The organism is Mesorhizobium tianshanense, assembly GCF_007830515.1.
GTDB lineage: Bacteria > Pseudomonadota > Alphaproteobacteria > Rhizobiales > Rhizobiaceae > Mesorhizobium > Mesorhizobium tianshanense.
Map to the genome: position 1 here is coordinate 24673 of NZ_VLKT01000008.1, position 21672 is coordinate 46344.

The window sequence follows — 21672 nt, forward strand, 5'->3', positions numbered from 1 at the left end:
AAACTGCGCGAAATGTGCGGCGAGCTTGCGGCGCCGGCCGCGAATGGCGGCAGGCCGTTTGCCGTTCTCAGCATGGACTCGACGGCTTCAAGCACGTTAATGACCGCTTCGGCCACGCGGTCGGCGACATGCTGCTGCGCAAGGTGGCCGAACGATTGAAACGCGCTTTCCGAGCGGGAGATGTGGTCTTCCGCATCGGCGGCGACGAATTCGTCATCCTGCTGCCCGGCACATCCGAGATCGAAGCCACCTATCTGGCAAAGCGGGCCATCGAGAAGATTTCGGTACCTTTCGACCTTGGCGTGGGCATCGCAATACGCATCGGGTTGAGCATTGGCAGCGCCTTCGCGCCTGCCGACGGCGGCGAGCCGGAAGTTCTCCTCACCTGTTCCGATCACGCGCTCTACGAAGCCAAGCGCACCGGCAAGGGCCGTTACCGGGCGCATGTGCGGGCCGCGAACTGACAATCCACCGATCATTGGGGCCTGCCCGCCGCCATGATGGCCTCCGGCGTCAGGCCGGGCGATCCACGCCTTTCCTGCTCTGCCTTGCGCACCAGCGCCGTGATCCGCTTTATCAGTGGTGCCGGCGTGCCCGCTGTTCGCCAGGCGCAGGATCGCGCCTTGCAATTCGTCGATCTCGGTCGGTCGGCCGCGCTGCAGATCGTCCCACATCGACGAGCGCGCTTCGGGATCGATCGCGAGCATACGCCGCGCCAGAATCTTGAACAGCCAGTCGGGCAGACGGAGCACTTTTGGCAACAGCGCGGGACGCAGGCCGGCGATCCGTGCCGGCTCAATGTTCGAAGCCCGCATTGCGGCCAACGCCTCGTCGATCTGGCCGGCCAAAATCAGCCGCCAGCGGCGGTCTGTCAATTGCGCTGCCAGCGGCAGGCCGCAAAGCGCCACCAGCGCGTTGTTCAGGTTGAGCAGCAGCTTGCCCCACAGCACCGCTGTCATGTCGCCGTGCTCGGTTACGGCAAACCCGTCGACATCGAGGAGATCGACGAGGCCAGCTACCCCGTCTTCGATCATCACCTTGCCTTCGCTGGCGCGATGCACGCGAAGCGGCAATTCGCCACCCGGCGACTGGACCACGTTGAACGGCACCATGCCGGCGAGCACAAACCGCCCGGCGAGCCCGGCCCGCAGCCTGTCGGCATTGTCGACGCCGTTCTGCAGGCTGACCACCACCGCGTCCGGGCGGGCATGGGCGGCAATGAGCGCCGCCATCTCTTGCGTCGCGCCGCTCTTGACCGTTACCAGGATCATTTCGGCACCGGGCAAGGCGACCGCCGGATCGGTGGTGACCGAAGTTGCATCAGCCCTGATGAGGCGGTCACGGCCATCAAGGTCGGTGACCCGCAACCCATGCTTCCGCAAGGCCTCGCCAATGCGCGACCGAGCCAGCAGAATCACCTGCCGTCCGGCGAGCGCCAGGCAACCGCCGGCATAGCAACCAATGCTGCCGGCTCCGGCAACGACGATCGTTTTATTCTCGTTGGCCATCCGATAGTTCTGCCTTGGCCTGCAACTATACGACATGAAACCATAATGTCGGCGGCATGACTGGCCCTCATGTCTGGCCGTGACAGGCCTTCCGCTTTCGACTATCGCTTTTGCCCATGACCTTGCCGACCGACCCCGCCGCAAACCTCGCCGCCCTGATCCGCTGCGCCTCCGTGACGCCTGCCGAAGGTGGAGCCCTGGGCGCGCTGGCGACAATGCTGAAGCCACTCGGCTTTTCCGTCGAGCGCCCGGTGTTTTCCGAGGACGGCACGCCCGATATCGAAAATCTCTATGCGCGCCGCTCCGGCAACGGGCCGCATCTGATGTTCGCCGGGCACACAGACGTAGTGCCGGTCGGCGACGAGGCCTCATGGACGCATCCGCCTTTCGCCGCCGAGGTCGCCAAGGGCGAGATGTTCGGTCGCGGCGCCGTCGACATGAAGGGCGGCATCGCCTGCTTCATCGCCGCGGTGGCGCGCCATGTCGAGTCGAAAGGCGGCCCGAAAGGCTCGGTCTCGCTGCTGATCACCGGCGATGAAGAAGGACCGGCCATCAACGGCACGATAAAGTTGCTCGAATGGGCGGCTGCCAGGGGCGAGAAATGGGACGCCTCGATCGTCGGCGAGCCAACCAACCCCGACGCGCTCGGCGACATGATCAAGATCGGCCGGCGCGGCTCTTTGTCCGGCAGCATCATCGTCAATGGGCGGCAGGGCCACGCCGCCTATCCGCAGCTTGCCGACAACCCGGTGCGCGGGCTGATGACGCTGGCCGACGCCTTGCTGCATCCCGTCTTCGACAAAGGCACAAAGGATTTCCAGGCGACCAACCTGGAGGTGACCTCGATCGATGTCGGCAATCCGGCCACCAACGTCATTCCGGCGAAGGCGACCGCCATCTTCAACATCCGCTTCAACGACACATGGACCGCCGAGACCATCCAGGCGGAAATCCACAACCGTCTCGACAAGGCGGCCAAGCGCAAGAAATACCGGACCGGCAAGACAACGGCTGTCGACTACGAGCTCGTCTGGCGCGACCGGCCGAGCCACGTCTTCCTCACCCGCGACGACCGGCTGATCGAAGCGCTCAGCGGTTCGGTCAAGGCGGTGATCGGCAGGAAACCGGCGCTTTCCACCTCCGGCGGCACCTCCGACGCGCGCTTCATCAAGGACTATTGTCCGGTGGTCGAGTTCGGGCTGGTCGGTAAGACCATGCACATGGTCGATGAACGCGTCGCGCTTGCCGACCTGGAGACGCTGACACAGATCTATCGCCGCTTCATCGAAGACTGGTTCGAGCGAGGCGTATCGTAGTCATGCTTTCGTCGGATGAAACCTATGCTTCGCTGACCGGCGCCTGGCGACTGATGCTCGGCAAGCCCGACGGACTGCGCCTGCTCGATCTTTCGGCCGACGGCTTCTGGAATTCCTTCTTCGCCATCGTCGTCGCAGCACCGGCGCTGATTGTCGGTTGGGTCGGCCTTGCCAACGAGATCGGCGATCCGAATGCATTCGCGGGGCGCTTCAGCATGCTGGTCCGTCTGGCGACGGTCGACATCGGCACCTGGGTGTTGCCGCTTGTCGGCCTTGCCTTTGTCGCACCGCGTGCCGGCATCGGCGGGCGCTTCGTCCACTATGTCGTCGCCAGCAACTGGGCGTCGGCGGTCATCGCCTGGATGATGCTGCCGGCGGCGTTGATCAGACTTTTCCTGCCGTCCACCAACGAGTTCGCCGTGCTGACAGCGCTGCTTTTGTTTGCGCTGTCAATGGTCATGACCTGGCGGATGACGAACGTCGCCATCGGCAGGGGCGCCGCCGTCGGCACCGCTGTCTTCGCCGGCATGTTCGTGGCGTCGCTGGCGGTTTGGTTCGGCATGGAGGCACTGCTCGGGATCGGTGCACCAAATCAACCGTCCGTCGGATAGTCCACACCGACGAGAAAAAGCCCGTCGGGCGGCGCCACCTGGCCGCAGGCTGCCCGGTCGCGCGCATCGAGCGCCGCCTTCAGGTCGGCAATTGTCCAGCCACCTTCGCCGACGCGCTTCAGCGAGCCGACCATGGAGCGCACCTGATTGTGCAGGAACGAGCGCGCCGAGGCTCGCACTTCGATCACGTCAGCCAGACGACTGACGTCCAGCCGGTCGAGCGTGCGAACCGGGCTGTCGGCTTGGCATTGGGTCGAGCGGAACGTGGTGAAATCATGCCGCCCCAGCAGCACTTTTGCCGCCTCGTGCATGGCTTCGGTGTCGAGACGCTTCGGCACCCACCAGATCTTGCCCTTGTCGAGCGCCGCCGGCGCGCGCCGGTTGACGATGCGGTAGAGATAGTGGCGGCCGATCGCCGAGAAACGCGCGTCGAAGCTATCCGGCACGACGGCCGCCTTGAGAATGGCAATGCGCGCCTTGGCCGCTTGCAGATGGGCGTTGACGGCATCGCGCACCTTGTCATCAGGCCATGCCTTGATGAGATCGACATGCGCCACCTGGCCGGTCGCGTGGACGCCGGCATCGGTGCGGCCGGCGCCGCGCAGCGAGACCTGCTCGCCGCAGAATTTCTCGATCGCCTGCTCGATCGCCTGCTGCACCGAAAGCTGGTCTGCCTGACGCTGCCAGCCGGCATAGAGGCTGCCGTCATATTCGATGTCGAGGCGAAACCGCGGCATTCCTAAAGCAGGATGAGGTTAGGCGGCGAGCGCTGAGCCAAAGGCCGAAGCGTAGACCAGCCTGCCGGTCTCTGGCGCTTCGCCCCAGGCCAGCGCCTGAAGCGCTTCGCCCTGGTATTCGCTTTCGAACTTTTCGGCGCGCGCATGGCTGTAGCCAAAACGGCCGTAATAGGCGGGGTCGCCAAGCACCACGGCCAGCACCTCGCCGGCGTCCTTCAGGCGGATATGCGCCTCACGGACCAGCGCGCCGCCGATGCCGGTGCCGTGGAACGACGGCTCGACCGCCAGAGGCGCCAGCGCCACCGCTGGAAAGCTCTTGCCGCCATTCTGCACGAAAAGCCGCGAAAACAGGATGTGACCCACCACCTGCCCGTCTTCGTCCGCCACCAGTTCGACGACGGCATCGCCGCCAGTGACCAGCGCGTCGACCAGTCCGGCCTCCGCCTGCTGGCCGAATGCATGTTCCTCGACGAGGCGGATCGCCTCGCGGTCACGCGGCGTGGCCGCGCGTATAGACATCATGCTCATGAGAATTTCATTCCTTTTTCGAGCTTGGCCCCTCGCAAGAACTGCTGCCCGGCAATGGGCCTTCCGCCCGCACGTTGAACTTCGACCAGCCTGATCGCGCCTGACCCGCAGGCGACCGTCAGCCGGTCGTCGAGAATTCCTCCCGGCTCGCCGGCGCCATCCGAAAGCGTCGAGCGAAGCAGTTTCAGCCGTTCCAAGCGGCCGCCAATTTCGGTTTCGCACCATGCGCCGGGAAAGGGCGACAGGCCGCGAATATGATCGTGGACTTCGCCAGCAGGCCGCGTCCAGTCCACGCGCGTCTCCGCTTTATCGATCTTTTTGGCGTAGGTCACCCCCGCCGTCGCCTGTGTGGTAAATGTCAGGGCATCTCTTTCCAGCCGGGCCAGTGCTTCCACCATGAGCGCGGCACCAATGATCATCAACCGGTCGTGCAGGTCGCCGGCCGTCATATCGGGGCCGATGGCGCATTTTTCAACCATCGCCACCGGGCCGGTGTCCAAACCTTCCTCCATCCGCATCACCATCATGCCGGTCTCGGTGTCACCGGCCATGACGGCGCGCTGGATGGGTGCGGCGCCGCGCCAGCGCGGCAACAGCGAGGCGTGGCCATTGAGGCAGCCGAGCCGCGGCGCCTCGATAATGGCTCTGGGCAACAGCAATCCATAGGCGACCACGACGGCGACATCGGCCCGCAAGGCGCGAAACGCCTGCTGCTCGGCCGCGCTCTTCAGCGACACCGGCGTTCGCGCCGCGATGCCCAGCCGCTCCGCCTCGCGCTGCACCGGCGACGGCGTCAGTTCCAGCCCGCGGCGGCCGGCGGCGCGCGGCGGCTGGGTGTAGACGGCCTCTATCTCATGCCCGGCTTCGGCGATCGCCCGCAGCGTCGGCACCGAGAATTCAGGCGTACCCATGAAGATGACGCGCAGGGGCATTTTTCAGCCCTACCCCACCAGCTTGCCCGGCGCCTTGTTGCCCGGTGCCTTCTCCCTGGCGAGTTTCTTGAACTTCTTCACCACCATGTCGCGTTTCAGCTTCGAGATGTGGTCTATGAACAGAACGCCGTTGAGATGGTCGATCTCATGCTGCAGGCAAGTCGCCATCAGCCCTTCGGCCTCGATCTCCTGGAGCTTGCCATCGCGATCGAGGTACTTCACGCGGACAGCGGCGGGGCGTTCGACCTCGGCATAGTAATCCGGGATCGACAGGCAGCCCTCCTCGTAGACCGAGCGCTGATCGGCGCTCTCGAGGATCTCGGGATTGATGAAGACATGCGGCGCCGGCGTCTCGTCCTCCTTGGCGAGGTCGATCACCAGGATGCGCAACGGTTCGCCGACCTGGATCGCCGCCAGGCCGATGCCCGGCGCATCGTACATGGTCTCCAGCATGTCGTCGGCCAGCTTGCGCAAGGCGCCGTCGACGCGTTCGACCGGCTTCGAAACCTGGCGCAGGACGAGATCGGGAAGGATGATGAGCGGCTTGATCGACATGGCGTCTCACCTAAGACCTCGCACGAAAAGCGTCAACCGGGGCGTTTGAAGCGCCGTTCACGTTTTGATCTGTGCCATCAGGCCGAATCATCTATGTTGCCCCATATGAACGACCTGACCACCATCCTGTCCGAACCAATCGCCCGGCTCGGCGCCACCACGATCACGCTCGGCCACGCTCTGGCATTTGGCGCGATCCTGTTCCTGGGCCTGTTCATGGCGCTCGTCGTCGCGCTCTGGCGGTCGGCCAAGGCGCGTGCGGTGGCGGCCGCGGAAGCCGCCGACCATGCCCGCGACGCCGAGGCGCGGATGGCCGGCATCCTGGCAAGCCAGGCCGAAATGCAGGGCCGCATGGGCGCCATCGCCGAAGTGTTCGGGGCGCGGCAGGCCGAACTCACACAGTCGATCGGCCAGCGCCTCGACGCGATGACCGGCCGTCTCGGCCAGACCATGACCGAGCAGACGAAATCGACGCATGAGAGCCTCGCCAAACTGCAGGAACGGCTGGCGGTCATCGATATGGCGCAAGGCAACATCCAGTCGCTCGCCGGCCAGGTCGTTCAGCTTCAGGCTATCCTCTCCAACAAGCAGACGCGCGGCGCCTTCGGCCAATCGCGCATGGAGGCGATCGTCGCCGACGGCCTGCCGCACGGTGCCTACGAATTCCAGGCGACCTTGTCGAACGGCAGCCGGCCCGACTGCCTGGTGAAGATGCCGAACGGCGCGCCGGCGCTTGCCATCGACGCAAAGTTTCCGCTGGAAGCCTGGAACGCCATCCGTGCCGCCGAAGGCGCCGATTTGCAGAAGGTCGCCGCACAGTCGTTTCGGCGTGACATCGAGGTGCATGTCCGCGATATCGCCGAAAAATACCTGATCCAGGGCGAGACGCAGGACACCGCCTTCATGTTCGTGCCGTCGGAATCCGTGTTCGCCGAGATCCACGAGAATTTCGAGGGGATTGTCCACAAGGCGCACCGCGCCCGGATCGTCATCGTCTCGCCGTCGCTGCTGATGCTGTCGATCCAGGTTATCCAGGCGATCCTCAAGGACGCACGCATGCGCGAGCAGGCGCATCTGATCCAGGGCGAAGTCATCCGGCTGATGGAGGATGTCTCGCGCCTCGACGAGCGGGTGCGCAAGCTGCAGAGCCATTTCGGCCAGTCGGCCAAGGATATCGACGATATTCTCGTCTCGACGTCGAAGGTGACCAAGCGCGGCCAGAAGATCGAGGCGCTGGAGTTCGGCGCGCAGCCGACGGAGGGCGCCGCCGGATCGGCCGAGACGACACATGGGGCCGGCGTGAAGGCCGAAGCTGGTGCGCGCGTCGCCGACTCCAAGACCGGTCAGTTGAGACTAAGGGTCGTCGAAGGCGACGACTGAGACATTGAGCCAATCCTAGGGAGCCAAATCCTAGGGGATCGAAGCTTGGGCGCCGGATCTGCCTTTACTGCTCCTCGACGATCGTCGTGCCTTCGAATTCCGGCAGCCAGTGCAGCGCCGAGCGGTGCCACAGCTGCCGCCTCGGCACCAGTTCGTCGCGCTGCCGCGCCGTGCCTACCCTGATGCCGTAGACCTTCGGCCCGTCGCCAACCGACGTGGCGTAGAGATGCGAACCGCACTCGCCGCAAAAGGCCTGGGCGCGCCTGGCGCCGCTCGATCCTGTCTTGATGTAGACCTTCGGCGCGCCCATGGTGATCCGATAGTGATCCTCCGGCGCCGGCACGGTCACTCGAAATGCCGTGCCCGTCAGCTTCTGGCAATCGGTGCAGTGACAAATATTGGTCTTTTCCGGATCGACTTCCGCCTCGTAAGTGATGGCGCCGCAGTGGCACCCACCGTCGATTTTCATCTTCATTCCTCCCTTCAGCCGCGCCTCGGTGCGTTCGAGCTTAACGGTGCACCCGCCGAAGCTCCACAGGCATTCACAACGCGCGAACCATCCAGTCGTTCAACACTGCTGCGCCGACGCCTGTTCGACGACCTCGTCGGTCCAGACCTTGAAACCGGCCAGCGTGCCCGGCCCGAAAATATGGGTCAGCGGCACGTCGGCTGCGTCGCGGCCGGAGGCGATCAGGATGCGGCCGATGCGCGGCGCGTTGTTGCGTGGGTCGAAAGCATGCCAGCGGCCACCTAGATAGACCTCCATCCAGGCGGCGAAATCCATGTCCGACCACGGTTTCGGCAGGCCGATGTCGCTGATGTAGCCGGTGCAATAGCGCGTCGGGATGTTCAAGGCGCGGCAGAAGGCGACCGCGAGATGAGCAAAGTCGCGGCAGACGCCGCTTCGCTCGCGATAGGCTTCGGCCGCCGTGCGTGTTGGCCGCGCATTGCCATAGTTGAAGATGATGTGATTGTGGACGAAATCGCAGACCGCCTGCACGCGTGGGATGCCGAGCGGTGTGTGGCCGAACAGCCGCCACGCCTCGTTCGCCAGCACGTCGCTCTCGCAATAGCGGCTCGGCAGCAGGAACAACAGCGTGTCGGACGGCAGGTCGCGCACTTCGTGCTGCCATGCCATCAGGTCGCCCATCTCGAAGGTTCCCGGATCGCGGATCACCGCGTCCGTGCCGAAGGTGAAGCGACCCGGCGGCGCGACAAGACGGTTGCACCAATTGCCGAAACTGTCGCGGTAGCTCTCGATCGGCACCGGTGGGTTCGAGGTCAGGAAATCCGGCCGCTCGAGATCGGACGCGCGAGAATAGTGGACGTTGAGCATCGCGATCAGCGGCGTTTCCTGCGGAAAGTCGAAGCTCATCTCGCAGCCGATATGGATTCGCATTGTCGTCCTGACCGGCCTGCCGGATCATCACCCGGCGAAGGCACGGGCCGATGCTGCAGTGCGAAAAAGATCATCGCACAGACCGGCGCGGTTTACGAGCGAATTAGAAACCGGTTGACAGCCGCCGGCTGGCGACGGCGCCAGATTATGCCTCTTGCGGTCGGGCGTTTCTCTTGGTTCATTTCGCTTGCCACAATCGGAGGAAACGAATCATGGCTAAAGGTGCGATGAAGGCGGGCAAAGAGGCCCGCAAGCCGAAGAAGGACGCGAAGAAACCCGCCGCTGCCCCGGCCCTGAAGGCACCGCCCGTCAAGGCGATCAAGCTCAAGGACAGGTAAGCTTCGGCGTTTCGACGCAAGGTCATGACCGGTGGCATTTCAGGACCAATCGATAGTCAACGATTGGTCCTGAAATGCCGCCGGTGTTGCTGTTGATTGGGCGCGCGAAATTTCTATATCCATGCAGCGAAGACGGCTTCGCGCTTTCCCCGAAATCGACCGGGACGACCCGCAATCCAATGGAGCGTTCCGATGTCGTGGATTCTTCTCTTCTTCGCCGGCCTGTTCGAGATCGGCTGGGCGATCGGCCTCAAATACACCGACGGCTTCTCGAAGCCGTTGCCGACCGTCCTGACCGTTGCCTCGATGGTCGTCAGTCTCGCCTTGCTCGGACTGGCGCTGAAGACGCTGCCGGTCGGCACGGCCTATGCGGTGTGGACCGGCATCGGCACCGTCGGCACGGCGTTGCTTGGCATCTGGCTGCTCGGCGAGCCTGCGACCGCCATCAGGCTGGCCTGCATCGCACTCATCGTCTGCGGCATTATGGGATTGAAACTCGCGGCCTAGTTTTGCTGCAAGGTCGCAGCACAAACGCCTTCAGGGCCGCTGCTAGGCGGCCCTGAAGGCGATTTGCAAATCGCGCTGTAGGAGCGCTAGCGAGCGGAAAAGCCCGGAGGCGTCCTGCCGGTGCGCTGCTTGCGCGCCGCATAGCGCGCGTCGCGCTTGGCCTTGCGCTCGGCCTCGTCGGCAAGCAAACGAGCGATGCGCTCGTTCTCTTCGGCTTCCCGGATCTTCGCTTCCGCCTGGGCCGCTTCTTCGGCGGCGATGCGCGCTGCTTCGGCAGCAGCCTCGCGCTCGGCCTTTTCTGCCGCCTCGCGCGCCAGCTTTTCCTGCTTCAGCCTAGCCTTTTCTGCCTCGCGTATCGCACGAGCTTCGAGGATTGCCTTGCGTTCGGCCTGCCGTGCCAGCACCGCTGGATCGTCTGCTGCCGGTTTTGACTTGAAGCGCTCCAGAAGCGCCTTCTTTGCCTCGTTCGCGGCATTGCGCCGCTCAAAAATGTCTTTTTCCCTGTAGATAGCCAAGTCCACTTCCCTGAAGTCAATTCGCGACGCTTACATACGCGTGAAAACCGAGAGTTCAAGCGCCAAAACGGTATGCCAGCCATGAAATTCTGGGCTGTTGCAGCCGGGAGACGCCATTCCGGCTGAATTCGGCTGAAACCGACATGCACTGTTCACCATCCGCCCCTCTGGCGATGCGACAACCGGATCGCTACCTGTAGCGCGAAAACGAAACGCCAAGATGACACATTATGGAACTCGGTCTCTACACCTTCGCCGACGTCAGCCCGGAACCGGGCCCTGGAGCCATCGGTGCGCATGAGCGGCTGCGCAACCTGATCGAGGAGATCGAGCTGGCCGACCAGGTCGGCCTCGACGTGTTTGGGCTGGGCGAGCATCACCGTCCCGATTATGCCGCTTCCGCGCCGGTCGTAGCGCTGGCCGCGGCGGCCGAACGGACCAGGCGCATAAAGCTGACCAGCGCGGTCACCGTGCTGTCCTCCGACGATCCGGTTCGCGTCTTCCAGCAGTTTGCGACGCTCGACCTTCTGTCCGGCGGCCGAGCCGAGATCATGGCCGGGCGCGGCTCGTTCATCGAATCCTTTCCGCTGTTCGGCTACGACCTCGAAGACTATGACGAGCTCTTTGCCGAAAAACTCGACCTGCTGCTTGCCATCCGCGATCATGTCAAGGTGACCTGGTCGGGCAGGCTGCGCGCTCCGATCAACGATCGCGGCGTCTATCCCCGCCCCTTCCAGGACAAATTGCCGATTTGGATCGCGATTGGCGGCACGCCGCAATCCGCCGCGCGGGCCGGCGCGCTCGGCCTGCCGCTGGCGCTGGCCATCATCGGCGGCGAGCCGGCGCGGTTCGCGCCGCTATTCGATATCTACAGGGAGGCGGCCAAACGGGCCGGCAGCGATCCAGCCAGCCTCGCCACAAGCCTCAACGTCCACGGCTTCATCGCCGACACCCCCGACCAGGCGGCCGACGATTTTTATGGGCCGCAGGCCGAGGTGATGAACCGCATCGGCCGCGAGCGCGGCTGGGGTCCGACGTCGAGGGCACATTTCGACCAGTCGCGCGGCCCGAACGGCGCGCTGTTCGTCGGCAATCCCGAACAGGTGGCCGAGAAGATTGTTGCCCAGCACAGGATATTCGGCAACGACCGCTTTCTGCTGCAGATGGCGATCGGCATCATGCCGCACGCCAAGATCATGAAGGCGATCGAGCTCTACGGCACCAAGGTGGCGCCGATCGTGCGCAAGGAAACGGCAAAGACCATCCCTGCCGTGGCTGCGCCGGCCGCCTGAATCCCAGTCGCCTGATTCCTGGTCACCTGATTTATCGGCAAGGTCGTGACGGCCTTGCCGCCAATGCATCAACGCCGGCTAACGGAACCTTGAAGCCGCAAAGGCGTTTTCGCAAGCAGCGCACACCAGTCGCGATGTGCCGCCGAGGGCCAGAATGAAAGCCGAACCCGCCGCTTTGGCCGCAGGTGTTGCCGAGAGCACAGATTCGCGCGTCGAGGCGCATAACGACACGCATCTGATGCGTTCGTTGCTCGTCGGCATCTTCATCCTGATGGCGATCTACGCGCTCTACTTCGCCAAAGCCTTCTTCATGCCGGTCATTCTGGCTTTCCTGCTGGCGCTGACGCTGACGCCGATCGTCCGCTTTCTGCGCAAGCACGGCATGCCCGACGTGATATCGGCGACACTGCTGGTGGTGCTGTCGGTCAGCGTCCTTGCGGTGGCCGGCTATCTGCTCAGCGGCCCGGTCATCGACCTCATCAACAACACTTCCTCGATTGGCCAGCAGCTTACAGAGCGTCTGGCGCAACTGCGCCGTCCTTTCGAAAGGATCGTGGAGATTTCGCGTCAGATAGAGGGACTGACGGAGCCGTCCCAGGAACCGGGCGTTCAGAGGGTAGCCATAGCGCAATCCATGGCGCAATCCGGCCTTCTCTCGCAAGCTGCCAGCAATTTGCTGTCGGCGGGCACCAGCGTCCTCATCGTCTTCGTCCTGTCGCTGTTCCTGCTCGCCTCGGGCACGATGTTCTATGAGAAGATCGTCCAGTCCTTCCCCAGTCTCAGCGAAAAGAAGCGGGCACTGCGCGTCGTCTATGACGTCGAACGTGAAATCTCGCACTACCTGCTTACCGTCGCCGTCATCAATACATGCCTGGGCGTGGTCATCGGACTCGGACTCTGGGCGCTCGGCGTGCCCAACCCGCAGGTCTGGGGTGCGGCTGCGGCTCTGCTCAATTTCCTGCCCTATATCGGGGCGGCGATTACGATCACGCTTGTCGCGATCATGGCGCTGATCAGCTTCGACAGCATCTCCTACGCGCTGCTGGCGCCGGCCTTCGTGATTTTGTGCGATACCGTCGAAGGTCAGTTCGTGACGCCGACGGTGGTCGGCCGGCGGCTCGAGATCAACGCCGTGGCAATCCTCATCGCCATCGCCTTCTGGTCCTGGCTGTGGGGTTTTGTCGGCGCGCTGCTTGCGGTGCCGCTGCTGGTCGTCATCAAGGTGTTCTGCGATCACTTCGACGGCCTCAGCCATGTCGGCAATTTCCTGGCGGCGCAGCATACCGTGATTGAGGACGAAGAGATTTCCGACACCGAGAAAGCGGCGGGCGCATAGTCCGGACACCGGGATAAGTTCCGGACGGGATCTTCGAGTTCAAATGTCCTTTGCGCCTACTTGGACGCGCGGCGTCTGTTCAATTTTTTGAATTTGTGGCCGTGGCGGTCGCTTCCTACATCCTACCCGTCCACAGGATCCCCGCCCATGACCGCCCTTTCCGTTCTCGACCTGTCGCCGATCGTCGAAGGCAGCAGCGCTTCGCGATCGTTAGCCAATTCGCTCGATCTCGCCCGTCATGCCGAGCGGCTGGGATACAAGCGCTACTGGCTGGCCGAGCATCACAACATGCCGGGCATCGCCAGCGCCGCCACCTCAGTCGTCATTGCCCATGTCGCCGGCGGCACCAGGACGATACGCGTCGGCGCCGGCGGCATCATGTTGCCCAACCATTCGCCGCTGGTCATCGCCGAGCAGTTCGGCACGCTTAACGCATTGCATCCCGGCCGCATCGACCTCGGCCTCGGTCGGGCGCCGGGCACCGACATGGGCACGGCGCGCGCGCTGCGCCGCAACCTCGAGGCCGGCGCCGACAGTTTCCCGCAGGATGTCGTCGAGCTGATGGGCTATTTCCAGCCGGCCGAAGACGGCCAGCGTATCCGTGCCGTGCCGGGCAGGGGCGAAAAGGTGCCGATCTGGATCCTGGGTTCAAGCCTCTATGGCGCGCAACTTGCCGCCATGCTCGGCCTGCCCTACGCCTTCGCCTCGCATTTCGCGCCGGCAGAACTCGACCATGCGCTGGAGATCTACCGCTCGCGCTTCCAGCCGTCGGAACAGCTCGACAGGCCCTATGTGATGCTCGGCCTCAACGTCTTCGCTGCTCCCTCCGACGCCGAGGCGCGGCTGCTGTTCACCTCGCTGCAGCAGGCCTTCGTCAATCTGCGCACCGGCCGGCCCGGCCGATTGCCGCCGCCGGTCGAGGGATATGAGCGCGACCTCGACCCGATGGCCAAAACCATGCTTGGCCAGGCGCTGTCCTGCACCGTTGTCGGCGTCCCTGAAACGGTCCGGCAAGGCATTGAGGCGTTCGTGCGCCGCACCGGCGCCGACGAGCTGATGGTCACCGCGCAGATTTTCGATCACACAGCGCGGGTGCGGTCCTTCGAGATCCTGGCCGAAGTCCACAAATCGCTGTCGCAAGCGGCCTGATGGTCTTTCTCATTTGATGCATGTCGTTATCCCAAAACCGCTGCACACTTTTGGGCAACATGCATCAGTCGCTAACGCTTTGTGCGATCGCCCCAAAGGGCGCCCCCAGTGGCCGGCATGAATTGCGGATCATCAGGCGTCCCTTGGGCGCCAGCTTGCGCGGCGGCGCGTCCCGGTTCCCGGCGCGCCGGTCGAGGAGATTGGCCGCCTGCTCGCCGATCGCCTTGACCGGTTGTGCAACCGTGGTCAGTTGCGGCTGGAGGGGCAGCGCAGACCGACCAAGGCAGCACTCACGTCAGCTTGGCCAAAAGCCGCATGAAGGTGGCGACCTCCTTGGCGGACAGCGGCGCCAGCGTCTCTTCAGTGATCTCGCGGGCGATCGGGATCAGCTGCTCGATGGCATCGCGGCCCTCGGCGGTCAGATTGACCAGCAGGCGCCTTTTGTCGACCTCATGCTTGGAAAGCTCTACCAGGCCGCGCGCCTTGAGCCGATCGATCACACCTTTCACCGTCGCTGCGTCCATTGCGATCAGGCTGCCAAGCTGGTTCTGCGAGGTCTCGCCGACGTCGTGCAATTTGGCCAGGGCGGCGAATTGCGGCGGCGTCAGATCGGCGATATGCGCCGCGAAGATCGAGACATGGCGCTGGTGCGCCTTGCGCAGGATGAAGCCGACCTGCTCCTGCAAGCGGTAGTCGTTTTCGTCGGGCTCCTCGGCCTCGACGAGCTTGAGCAGATTGTCCTCGCCGCTCACCGCAGCCCGTCCCAAGCCTTGATGTCTTTCGCCGCGAGGCCGCCCATACGGTCGTGCACGCGCGGGCCGCAGGTCATGGCGAGGCAGAACAGGATCTCGTCGGGACGAGGCCCGTCGCTGATGCCGACCTCCATGGCATCGAAATGGCCGCGTACATAGGCGGCATTGATGTGGCCGAGCGGCACGTCGAGCCGCGAGCCGAAGGCGCCGACCTTCTTTGCCGACGGCACGATCGCCTTGGCGTCGCCGAGCCGCTCGCGCATGGCGTAGCCGCCCGGCACATGCCACAGCGCACCATGCTCCAGCTCGCCCGCTGTGCCGACGATGGCGCCCTTGCCGTAGCCGTCAATCTGTTTCACGTCGCCGCCCAACGCCGCGATGAGCTTGTCGGAGAGCAGCAGGCCGAGCGGCTTCAGATCGTCCATGGCGCCCTGCAGCTCTTCCACATAACGCCCGGCGAACGGGTTCTTCACCACCGCCATGGCGGCAGCGCGGCGACGCGGCACCTTCGCCACCGGCCCGCCCTCGTGAAAGATCTCTTCGGTCAGAACCGCAATCTTGCGGATCGCGAACTCAGGCATGGGCAATTTCCTTCCTTGATTTCTCGTTGGGCGCGGCAAGCGCCATGGGACCGGCGATCCGTGCCTGACCGGCAAGGAACAGCGCTGAAGCGGCAATCAGGCCATGTCGCCGAAAATCTTCGGCGACGGCGAACCCGCTGTCCAGCGCAGCGGCGATTTCGCCAGGGGAAAGCGCGCCGACGCTCTGGACGACCAGGCGATCGCCAAGGTCGCTGTCAGGCGCCAGATCGCGCGCCGGCACGCGCTCGATGGCAGGGTGACCGGGCAGGTCGATGGCGTTGGCGATCAGGGTCGCGGCAGCATCGGCCTCTGCGCCTGTCCGCGCCAGCACGGTGACGGCGTCGGCGATGCCTAGCGAAAAGGAACGGCCGCGCCAGCCGCTTGTCGCGACCCCGTGAATCCCATCCCCAGCGCGGATCGTAATGCGGTCCGCCAGCCCATGACCTGTCCCGGCAATGGCGAGGGTCATGGACCGGCCGCTGCCGAGATGGATCGCGCTGTCGCCGCCATTGTTGACATAGGCGCGATCGAGCCGGCGCCCGGCCAGCATAGCTGCAAGAATTTCGTCGGCTACCGAACCGGCAATAGCGGCCATCGGCGTGATGAATTGTTTCGCTAGCGGAACGACCGCTGCTTCCATGCGGCGCGCCGTCGGCCCAGCGAAAGCACGTGGCCGCAGCGAGGCCGGGCGGCTCAGCTCTGGCAGTTCGCCGACGAGTTCCGGCAGGATTGTCTGAAATCGCGCCACCGCCTGCTCATAGGCGGCGCGACATTCGCCCGCATCGCCGAATGCCTCGATGATCAGGTCGATCGGGCCATGATTGAGATGCAGCCGTCTGCCGTCCTCAAGCCAATGCGCCTGCGGGCCGTTCATCACCCGACCCCATTGCCCGCTGCGCGCCGCAACTGCGCCAGCGGCGGCCACGGATTGCTGGCCGGCGCGCCCGTGCCATGACGCGGATTGAGATATTCACCGCCCTTGGCAAGAATGTCCTCAACGCTGCGGATCTCGGCTTCGTAGCCACCGAGCCTGACATAGTCGTCGCGGCGCAGCGTGAATTCGATCGGCGCCACCAGCGCCGGCGTCGGCACATAGCCGAAGGCGTTTTCAGGCACGCGGGTGACGTCGACCATCAGGGTGATGCCGCCGCCCGGCCAGACATAGACCGGTGCACCGCCGACCGTGACATAAGTCGTCAGGCCCTGCACCGAGCGGGTCAGATTGACCGGGTTCTCGGTGACACCGGCGCGCAGCGAGCCGCCGGCGCCGCCTATGAACAGCACGGTGCACAGCGCCGGCTCGCAATTGTCCTCGATCAATCCGACCGACTTCTGCAGCCGCTCCGGGAACGGTTTCTGCACCGGCTTCAACTCGTCGTCGAGCTCGTAATAGGCGAACTGCTCGCCAGTGGTCGAGACCATCAGCAGCGACAGGCCCGGCCGCGCACCTTTCTTCGCATTCCATTCGCCAAGGATCGACAGCGGGTCGGAAATGTTGGTGCCACCCCAGCCGAGGCCGGGCTCCGACACCTTGAAATAGCGGCCCGGCGTCGAACGGCGGCCGATTATCTTGATGCCGGTATCCTGCCAGCCCAGCACCTTGCCTGCCTGATGCTCGGAAACGACGCCGGTGATGTGATCGTCGACCACCACCACCTCGTCGACCAGGCCGCGCCACTGAGTGGCGAACATGCCGATGGTGGCCGAGCCGCAGCCGACGCGCATGCGATGTTCGACCTTGCCATCGATGACCGGCGGCTTGCCGGCTTCGACGATGATCGCAGCACCGCCGTCGATGGTGAGTTCGACCGGTTTGCGGTTGCATAGGTTAAGCAGCCCATCGCAGGTGGCACGACCTTCGGCTTTCGAGCCGCCGGTCAAGTGATGCACGCCACCCAGCGACAGCATCTGCGAGCCGTATTCGCCTGTCGTGACATGGCCGATCGCCTCACCCGCCGCGCGGACCGTCGCCGTTTCGGGACCGATATGACGGTCGGTGTCGATCTTCACCTTGACGCCGCAGTAGGAGAAGATGCCCTCGGTGACCACGGTGACGAGGTCCACGCCCTCGACCTCCTGGCTGACGATGAAAGGCGCCGGCTTGTAGTCGGGATAGGTGGTGCCGGCGCCGATCGCGGTGACGAAGCGGCGGCCGGTGTTGACCAGTTCGCCATCCCAGGCCTCGCCTTCGGCGACAAAGGGAACGACCGCAGCGCCGGTTTCGGCCGCGTGATCGAGGATGGTCAGCGGATCCATCCGCACGATCCTGCCGCCGACATTGCCGTAGCGGTCACAGGCGCCGGTGCGGCCATCGGCGATATAGCACATGACCGGACAGGCATCGCAGCGGATCTTTTCCGCCACCTGCTTCTCGCCGGGATCATGCGTCTCGAAGCGTTCGGCAAGCTCGCTCATCGGCGTGCCTCCTTGTCGCGTATCGCAGCGCGGATGCGGGTCGGCGTCGCCGGAATTTTGGTAACCAGGACGCCGGCGGCATGACGGATGGCGTTGAGGATCGCGGGCGCCGTCGGGATCAGCACATGCTCGCCCAGACCCTTGGCGCCAAAGGGTCCTTCCGGATCCGGAACTTCGATCAGGATGGTCTCGATCGGCGGCACGTCGCCGATGGTCGGGATGAGGTAATCGTGCAGATTCTCCGTGCGGCCGGGGATGTATTCCTCCATCAGCGCCATGCCGATGCCTTGCGCGATGCCGCCCTCGATCTGGCCTTCGGCGAGCAGCGGATTGATCGCCTTGCCGACATCGTGCGCGGCGGTGATCTTGATCAGCTTCACCGTGCCGAGCTTGAGGTCGACCTCCAGTTCGGCGATCTGCGCGCCATAGCCATAGACTGCATAGGGCTTGCCCTGGCCCTTGGCGTCGAGCGGCAGCGTCGGCGGATCATAGCTTTCCTCGGCGCGGAAGACGAAACCATCGGCATCGGCCTTCAGCGCAGACAGATCGATGTGCCGTGTCGCTTCGCCCTCGCGGATGACCAGGCTTGTGCCATCCAGAGCTATCGCTGCCTTTCCGGAGACATTAGCGAAGCGCAGCATGGTCTCGCGCAAGGCGCTTCCAGCCTTTTCGGCGGCCTTGCCGGTCACGAAGGTCTGGCGCGAAGCGGACGTCTTGCCGGCGTCCGGCGTGATTGCCGTGTCGGCGCTTTTCAGACGGAATTTTTCGAGCGGCAGGCCAAGCGCGTCGGCGCAGATCTGGGCGATGACCGTGTTCGAGCCTTGCCCGATATCGACGGCACCCTGATGCAGGACGACATCGCCAGAAGCGGAGATGCCGACCTTGATGGTCGAGGGATTGGGCAGCGAGGTGTTGCCGCAGCCATACCAGCAGGAGGCGACACCGACGCCGCGTTTCCTGTCGTCGTTTGCAGCATTGAATGCATCCGCATCGGCAAGCGCGCGCGCCCAATGCGGTCGCAGCGCTTCAAGGCACTCGGCGATGCCGACGCCCGATTCCAGCCTCTGGCCGGTGACCGTTTCGGAGCCGTTCCGAAGGCAGTTCTTCAGGCGAAAATCGAGCCGGTCCAGCCCAAGCTTTTCGGCCAGTTCGTCATAGAGCGTTTCCTGCATGATCGTCGCCTGCGGCACGCCGAAACCGCGGAAGGCGCCGGAGATCGGCCCATTTGTGTGGATGGCGCGGCCTTCGGCGCGATAGTTCGGCGTCGCATAGGGACCGGAGGCGTGTACCGGCACGCGGTTGGCGACGGTCGGCCCCCAGCTCGCATAGGCGCCGGTGTTGAAATCGCCTGCGAAGACCATGCCGGTGACGCGTCCATCGGCATCGGCGCCGATGGTCGCCTTCATCTCGGCGGGATGGCGCTTGGTCGTCGATATCATCGATTCATTGCGGGTATAGGCGAGTGCCGCCGGCCGCCCGGTCTTCATCGCGACCAGGCCGATCAACGGCTGCAACGAAACGTCGAGCTTGGAGCCGAAGCCGCCACCTGTCGCGGTCGGCACGATACGCACCTTGTCGACGGCAAGGCCAAGCACCTTTGCCACGTCGTCGCGGTCCATGTAGGGCGCCTGCGTGCAGGCGACGACGACGAGCGTGTCGCCGTCCATATAGGCATAGCCGGCTTCCGGCTCGACATAGGCATGCTCGACATAGGATGTGTCGACGGCGCCGGAAACGATGAAGGCAGCGCCGGCAAGGGCGGCCTCCGGGTCACCGCGCTCGACAAAGCCTGATGTGAGCAGGTTTGCCGGCCGGTTGTCGTGAATCAGTTGCGCGCCGCTGGCTTGCGCCTCGCAAGGCTGCAGGACATGCGGCAACTCGGTCCAACGAACAGGAAAATCCGAAAGATCGAGATCGAGGATGGCCTCGCGCTCGCCGGCAACCAGCGCCACCGCCTCGCCGCGAAAGCGCGAAAAACCTCCGGCCAACGCCGGCTGGTCGGCAAAAGGCGCAATGACGCCGAAGCTGTTCTTTCCCGGAATGTCGGCAGCCGTGAAGACGCCGACGATACCAGGATGGGTTTTCGCCCAGGCGTCGAGATCGCCAAAGGCGAAGCGGGCATGATGATGCGGCGAGCGGACCACCAGCACCGCCAGCGCGTCGGCTGGGAAGGAATCGCCACCGAATTTTTCGCCGCCGGTGACTTTCGGCAGGCCGTCGAGCCTGATCGGGGACGAACCAACGGCGTGGCCGGATTGCGGCAAACGGAAATCGAGGTCATCGGCATGGCGCGACGCATCCATCACCGCGGCAATAATCTTTCGGTAACCGGTGCAACGGCAGAGGACGCCGCCCAGCGCATCCTGGGTTTCAGCCTCGGTTGGATTGGGTTTGCGGTCCAGCAGCGCGGTTGCCGCGATTAGCAGGCCGGGCGTGCAGATGCCGCATTGCGCCGCGCCGTGGTCGAGGAACGAGGCCTGCAGCGCCGACAGCCTGTCATTGGCGAGGCCTTCGACGGTCGTCACCGCGGTGCCAGCGGCAGAAGCCGCCGACATCAGGCAGGCGCAGACGGGTTCGCCGTCGACCAGCACCGTGCAGGCGCCGCAGTCGCCGGCATCGCAGCCGATCTTGGTGCCGGTCAGGCGCAATTCGTCGCGCAGCACCGAAGAGAGACGGCGTACCGGCGGCACGCAGACAGAAACGGCAGCGCCGTTGACCTCGAAGGCGATGTCAGCGCGTTCCATCCTTATGCCAGGCTTAGCTTCGCTCATGCTGCCGCCACCTTTTCCATAGGCATATGACCCGCGGCACCGAGCACGGCGCGGGCGACGATCTCGCGCGCGGCGTCCAGCCGGTACTCGGCGCTGCCGCGCACATCGCCGATCGGCGAAAGCTCGTCCATCGGTGCGGACTGGATCGCAGTGGCGAGAGCGTGGCCGACCGGGACGCCGCGCAACGCTGCTTCGACATTTGCTAGACGTTTGGCGACCGCCGAACAGGAGCCGACGGCGACGGCAGCGTTGCCGACGATGCCGTCCTCAATGCTCAAGCGGGCGGCCGCCATGGCGATGGAAATGACGAGATAGCGACGCGCGCCGAGCTTCACGAAAGCCGACGTGCCGGTGGTTGCGTTTTTCGGCACGCGGATTGCGGTGACCATTTCGCCCAGCCGAAGTTCCGTGCGGCGGTTTCCCAGGATGAATTTTTCCAGCGGCAGACGGCGGGCCACTGCCATCGAGCGCAGTTCGACCTCGGCGTCGAGAACAAGCAGCCCCGGCACGCCGTCGGCGGCCGGAGAGGCATTGCAGAGATTGCCGGCGATGGAGGCGACGTTCTGGATCTGCACCGAGCCCACTTCCCGCGCTGCCTGCTTCAGCGCATCGAAGGCCGCCGGCAGGGGATGGCGGACGAAGTCGGTCCAAGTGGTACGCGCGCCGATGACCCAATGGTCCTCGGTCTCAGCGATTCCGCTCAGAACCGCCAGGCCGTTGATGTCGAGGATATTTTCGCGGAAAGGCTTGGCTCCTTGCGCCGGATAGAAATCGGTGCCGCCGGCAAGGATGCGCCACGAGCCCTCGCCCAGCAAAGCCAGCGCCTCGTCGACCGTGGTGGGTTTCGCGTAACGGATCACGCTTTGCCTTCCCAAAAGGGGTCTTCCGGTGGATCCTGCCGGCGTCCGAACCGGGCAAATTCATTCGTATGCAAATGATATCAAGCCGGCTGGAATTGTCAAAGCCGGAGTTTGCGCCGGCCGGTCGCATCGGCGCGGCGGCAAGCCTTTGTATGCCGTTGGAGGTTGACGCAGCCGGCCATCTGGTCAA

22 protein-coding genes and 2 pseudogenes are annotated in these 21672 nt (G+C 64.5%); 9 read left to right on the top strand and 15 right to left on the bottom strand.

The genetic code is table 11. The annotated features are described in order from the left end of the window. The first annotated feature begins 14 nt into the window (after window positions 1-14). Complete coding sequence (locus IQ26_RS07895) at window positions 15-464, top strand: GGDEF domain-containing protein (protein WP_145715599.1); 450 nt, start codon at window positions 15-17, stop codon at window positions 462-464. Between the two features lie 11 nt (window positions 465-475). Here the strand turns inward: IQ26_RS07895 and IQ26_RS07900 are convergent. Continuing rightward, window positions 476-1508, bottom strand: a pseudogene (locus IQ26_RS07900) (2-dehydropantoate 2-reductase). A gap of 116 nt (window positions 1509-1624) precedes the next feature. Here IQ26_RS07900 and dapE point away from each other — a divergent pair. Beyond that, window positions 1625-2824, top strand: coding sequence for a succinyl-diaminopimelate desuccinylase (dapE, locus tag IQ26_RS07905; RefSeq protein WP_145715601.1), 1200 nt, complete (start codon window positions 1625-1627; stop codon window positions 2822-2824). Between the two features lie 2 nt (window positions 2825-2826). Continuing rightward, window positions 2827-3435: a transporter gene (locus tag IQ26_RS07910; RefSeq protein WP_145715603.1), complete on the top strand. Its 609-nt coding sequence runs from the start codon at window positions 2827-2829 to the stop codon at window positions 3433-3435. Here the strand turns inward: IQ26_RS07910 and truA are convergent. From truA to def, 4 genes are read right to left on the bottom strand one after another with little or no spacing between them, the layout of a single operon-like run. Further along, the gene (gene truA / locus IQ26_RS07915; protein ID WP_145715605.1) at window positions 3417-4172 is read right to left on the bottom strand and encodes a tRNA pseudouridine(38-40) synthase TruA; all 756 of its coding nucleotides are present in this window, start codon (window positions 4170-4172) and stop codon (window positions 3417-3419) included. The two genes, IQ26_RS07910 and truA, sit on opposite strands and share 19 nt — an antisense overlap. A gap of 18 nt (window positions 4173-4190) precedes the next feature. Continuing rightward, window positions 4191-4700 carry a GNAT family N-acetyltransferase gene (locus IQ26_RS07920; RefSeq protein WP_145715607.1) on the bottom strand — a complete coding sequence of 170 codons (510 nt, stop codon included), beginning with the start codon at window positions 4698-4700 and terminating at the stop codon, window positions 4191-4193. Beyond that, window positions 4697-5626, bottom strand: a complete 930-nt coding sequence (fmt, locus tag IQ26_RS07925; RefSeq protein ID WP_208760122.1) for a methionyl-tRNA formyltransferase — start codon at window positions 5624-5626, stop codon at window positions 4697-4699. Before fmt ends, IQ26_RS07920 begins: the two co-directional genes overlap by 4 nt. A 15-nt stretch (window positions 5627-5641) precedes the next feature. After that, window positions 5642-6187, bottom strand: a complete 546-nt coding sequence (def, locus tag IQ26_RS07930; protein WP_145715611.1) for a peptide deformylase — start codon at window positions 6185-6187, stop codon at window positions 5642-5644. Between the two features lie 105 nt (window positions 6188-6292). Here def and IQ26_RS07935 point away from each other — a divergent pair, with 105 nt between their 5' ends. Further along, complete coding sequence (locus tag IQ26_RS07935) at window positions 6293-7567, top strand: DNA recombination protein RmuC (RefSeq protein WP_145715613.1); 1275 nt, start codon at window positions 6293-6295, stop codon at window positions 7565-7567. A gap of 64 nt (window positions 7568-7631) precedes the next feature. Here the strand turns inward: IQ26_RS07935 and IQ26_RS07940 are convergent, their stop codons facing one another. After that, window positions 7632-8036 carry a GFA family protein gene (locus tag IQ26_RS07940; RefSeq protein ID WP_145715615.1) on the bottom strand — a complete coding sequence of 135 codons (405 nt, stop codon included), beginning with the start codon at window positions 8034-8036 and terminating at the stop codon, window positions 7632-7634. 99 nt (window positions 8037-8135) lie between these two features. Further along, entirely contained in the window at window positions 8136-8966 is an 831-nt protein-coding gene (locus tag IQ26_RS07945) for a transglutaminase-like domain-containing protein (RefSeq protein WP_145715617.1), read from the bottom strand. Window positions 8967-9178: 212 nt separating this feature from the next. Here IQ26_RS07945 and IQ26_RS41030 point away from each other — a divergent pair, with 212 nt between their 5' ends. Next, the gene (locus tag IQ26_RS41030; RefSeq protein WP_126036705.1) at window positions 9179-9304 is read left to right on the top strand and encodes a hypothetical protein; all 126 of its coding nucleotides are present in this window, start codon (window positions 9179-9181) and stop codon (window positions 9302-9304) included. 192 nt (window positions 9305-9496) lie between these two features. After that, window positions 9497-9811: a quaternary ammonium compound efflux SMR transporter SugE gene (sugE, locus tag IQ26_RS07955; protein ID WP_091596354.1), complete on the top strand. Its 315-nt coding sequence runs from the start codon at window positions 9497-9499 to the stop codon at window positions 9809-9811. A gap of 86 nt (window positions 9812-9897) precedes the next feature. On the opposite strand, the gene IQ26_RS07960 is transcribed toward sugE, so the two are convergent. Then, window positions 9898-10326 carry a DUF6481 family protein gene (locus IQ26_RS07960; protein WP_097571857.1) on the bottom strand — a complete coding sequence of 143 codons (429 nt, stop codon included), beginning with the start codon at window positions 10324-10326 and terminating at the stop codon, window positions 9898-9900. A gap of 230 nt (window positions 10327-10556) precedes the next feature. Here IQ26_RS07960 and IQ26_RS07965 point away from each other — a divergent pair, with 230 nt between their 5' ends. From IQ26_RS07965 to IQ26_RS07975, 3 genes are all read left to right on the top strand, one after another. Further along, complete coding sequence (locus IQ26_RS07965; RefSeq protein WP_145715619.1) at window positions 10557-11618, top strand: LLM class flavin-dependent oxidoreductase; 1062 nt, start codon at window positions 10557-10559, stop codon at window positions 11616-11618. A gap of 154 nt (window positions 11619-11772) precedes the next feature. Continuing rightward, window positions 11773-12954: an AI-2E family transporter gene (locus IQ26_RS07970; RefSeq protein WP_145715621.1), complete on the top strand. Its 1182-nt coding sequence runs from the start codon at window positions 11773-11775 to the stop codon at window positions 12952-12954. 147 nt (window positions 12955-13101) lie between these two features. Next, a complete protein-coding gene (locus IQ26_RS07975; RefSeq protein ID WP_145715623.1) occupies window positions 13102-14103 on the top strand; it encodes an LLM class flavin-dependent oxidoreductase in 1002 nt (333 codons plus the stop codon). A 64-nt stretch (window positions 14104-14167) separates the two neighbouring features. Here the strand turns inward: IQ26_RS07975 and IQ26_RS07980 are convergent. The 7 genes and pseudogenes from IQ26_RS07980 to IQ26_RS08010 form a co-directional block, all read right to left on the bottom strand. Next, a pseudogene (locus IQ26_RS07980) lies at window positions 14168-14362 on the bottom strand (substrate-binding domain-containing protein); the annotation flags it as partial. 31 nt (window positions 14363-14393) lie between these two features. Continuing rightward, entirely contained in the window at window positions 14394-14855 is a 462-nt protein-coding gene (locus tag IQ26_RS07985) for a MarR family winged helix-turn-helix transcriptional regulator (RefSeq protein WP_145715625.1), read from the bottom strand. After that, on the bottom strand, window positions 14852-15436 hold the full coding sequence (locus IQ26_RS07990) for an amino acid synthesis family protein (protein WP_145715627.1): 585 nt from the start codon (window positions 15434-15436) through the stop codon (window positions 14852-14854). The genes IQ26_RS07985 and IQ26_RS07990 overlap by 4 nt, the downstream gene beginning before the upstream one ends. Further along, on the bottom strand, window positions 15429-16310 hold the full coding sequence (locus tag IQ26_RS07995) for a UPF0280 family protein (RefSeq protein ID WP_145715629.1): 882 nt from the start codon (window positions 16308-16310) through the stop codon (window positions 15429-15431). Before IQ26_RS07995 ends, IQ26_RS07990 begins: the two co-directional genes overlap by 8 nt. Beyond that, window positions 16310-17851, bottom strand: coding sequence for a 6-hydroxynicotinate reductase (locus IQ26_RS08000; RefSeq protein WP_145715631.1), 1542 nt, complete (start codon window positions 17849-17851; stop codon window positions 16310-16312). Before IQ26_RS08000 ends, IQ26_RS07995 begins: the two co-directional genes overlap by 1 nt. Then, window positions 17848-20622: a molybdopterin-dependent oxidoreductase gene (locus IQ26_RS08005; protein ID WP_145715633.1), complete on the bottom strand. Its 2775-nt coding sequence runs from the start codon at window positions 20620-20622 to the stop codon at window positions 17848-17850. Before IQ26_RS08005 ends, IQ26_RS08000 begins: the two co-directional genes overlap by 4 nt. Next, entirely contained in the window at window positions 20619-21482 is an 864-nt protein-coding gene (locus IQ26_RS08010) for an FAD binding domain-containing protein (protein WP_145715635.1), read from the bottom strand. Before IQ26_RS08010 ends, IQ26_RS08005 begins: the two co-directional genes overlap by 4 nt. Window positions 21483-21672: the final 190 nt, after the last annotated feature.

What these genes read in the sequence shown, in the direction of transcription:
- IQ26_RS07935 (WP_145715613.1), top strand. Translation starts at nt 6,293, where the DNA reads ATGAACGACCTGACCACCATCCTGTCCGAACCAATCGCCCGGCTCGGC.
- dapE (WP_145715601.1), top strand. Translation starts at nt 1,625, where the DNA reads ATGACCTTGCCGACCGACCCCGCCGCAAACCTCGCCGCCCTGATCCGC.
- IQ26_RS07920 (WP_145715607.1), bottom strand. Translation starts at nt 4,700, where the DNA reads ATGAGCATGATGTCTATACGCGCGGCCACGCCGCGTGACCGCGAGGCG.
- IQ26_RS07970 (WP_145715621.1), top strand. Translation starts at nt 11,773, where the DNA reads ATGAAAGCCGAACCCGCCGCTTTGGCCGCAGGTGTTGCCGAGAGCACA.
- sugE (WP_091596354.1), top strand. Translation starts at nt 9,497, where the DNA reads ATGTCGTGGATTCTTCTCTTCTTCGCCGGCCTGTTCGAGATCGGCTGG.
- IQ26_RS07975 (WP_145715623.1), top strand. Translation starts at nt 13,102, where the DNA reads ATGACCGCCCTTTCCGTTCTCGACCTGTCGCCGATCGTCGAAGGCAGC.
- IQ26_RS07945 (WP_145715617.1), bottom strand. Translation starts at nt 8,966, where the DNA reads ATGCGAATCCATATCGGCTGCGAGATGAGCTTCGACTTTCCGCAGGAA.
- truA (WP_145715605.1), bottom strand. Translation starts at nt 4,172, where the DNA reads ATGCCGCGGTTTCGCCTCGACATCGAATATGACGGCAGCCTCTATGCC.
- IQ26_RS08000 (WP_145715631.1), bottom strand. Translation starts at nt 17,851, where the DNA reads ATGAGCGAGCTTGCCGAACGCTTCGAGACGCATGATCCCGGCGAGAAG.
- IQ26_RS07995 (WP_145715629.1), bottom strand. Translation starts at nt 16,310, where the DNA reads ATGAACGGCCCGCAGGCGCATTGGCTTGAGGACGGCAGACGGCTGCAT.
- IQ26_RS07990 (WP_145715627.1), bottom strand. Translation starts at nt 15,436, where the DNA reads ATGCCTGAGTTCGCGATCCGCAAGATTGCGGTTCTGACCGAAGAGATC.
- def (WP_145715611.1), bottom strand. Translation starts at nt 6,187, where the DNA reads ATGTCGATCAAGCCGCTCATCATCCTTCCCGATCTCGTCCTGCGCCAG.
- IQ26_RS07965 (WP_145715619.1), top strand. Translation starts at nt 10,557, where the DNA reads ATGGAACTCGGTCTCTACACCTTCGCCGACGTCAGCCCGGAACCGGGC.
- IQ26_RS41030 (WP_126036705.1), top strand. Translation starts at nt 9,179, where the DNA reads ATGGCTAAAGGTGCGATGAAGGCGGGCAAAGAGGCCCGCAAGCCGAAG.
- IQ26_RS08005 (WP_145715633.1), bottom strand. Translation starts at nt 20,622, where the DNA reads ATGAGCGAAGCTAAGCCTGGCATAAGGATGGAACGCGCTGACATCGCC.
- IQ26_RS07940 (WP_145715615.1), bottom strand. Translation starts at nt 8,036, where the DNA reads ATGAAAATCGACGGTGGGTGCCACTGCGGCGCCATCACTTACGAGGCG.
- IQ26_RS07910 (WP_145715603.1), top strand. Translation starts at nt 2,827, where the DNA reads ATGCTTTCGTCGGATGAAACCTATGCTTCGCTGACCGGCGCCTGGCGA.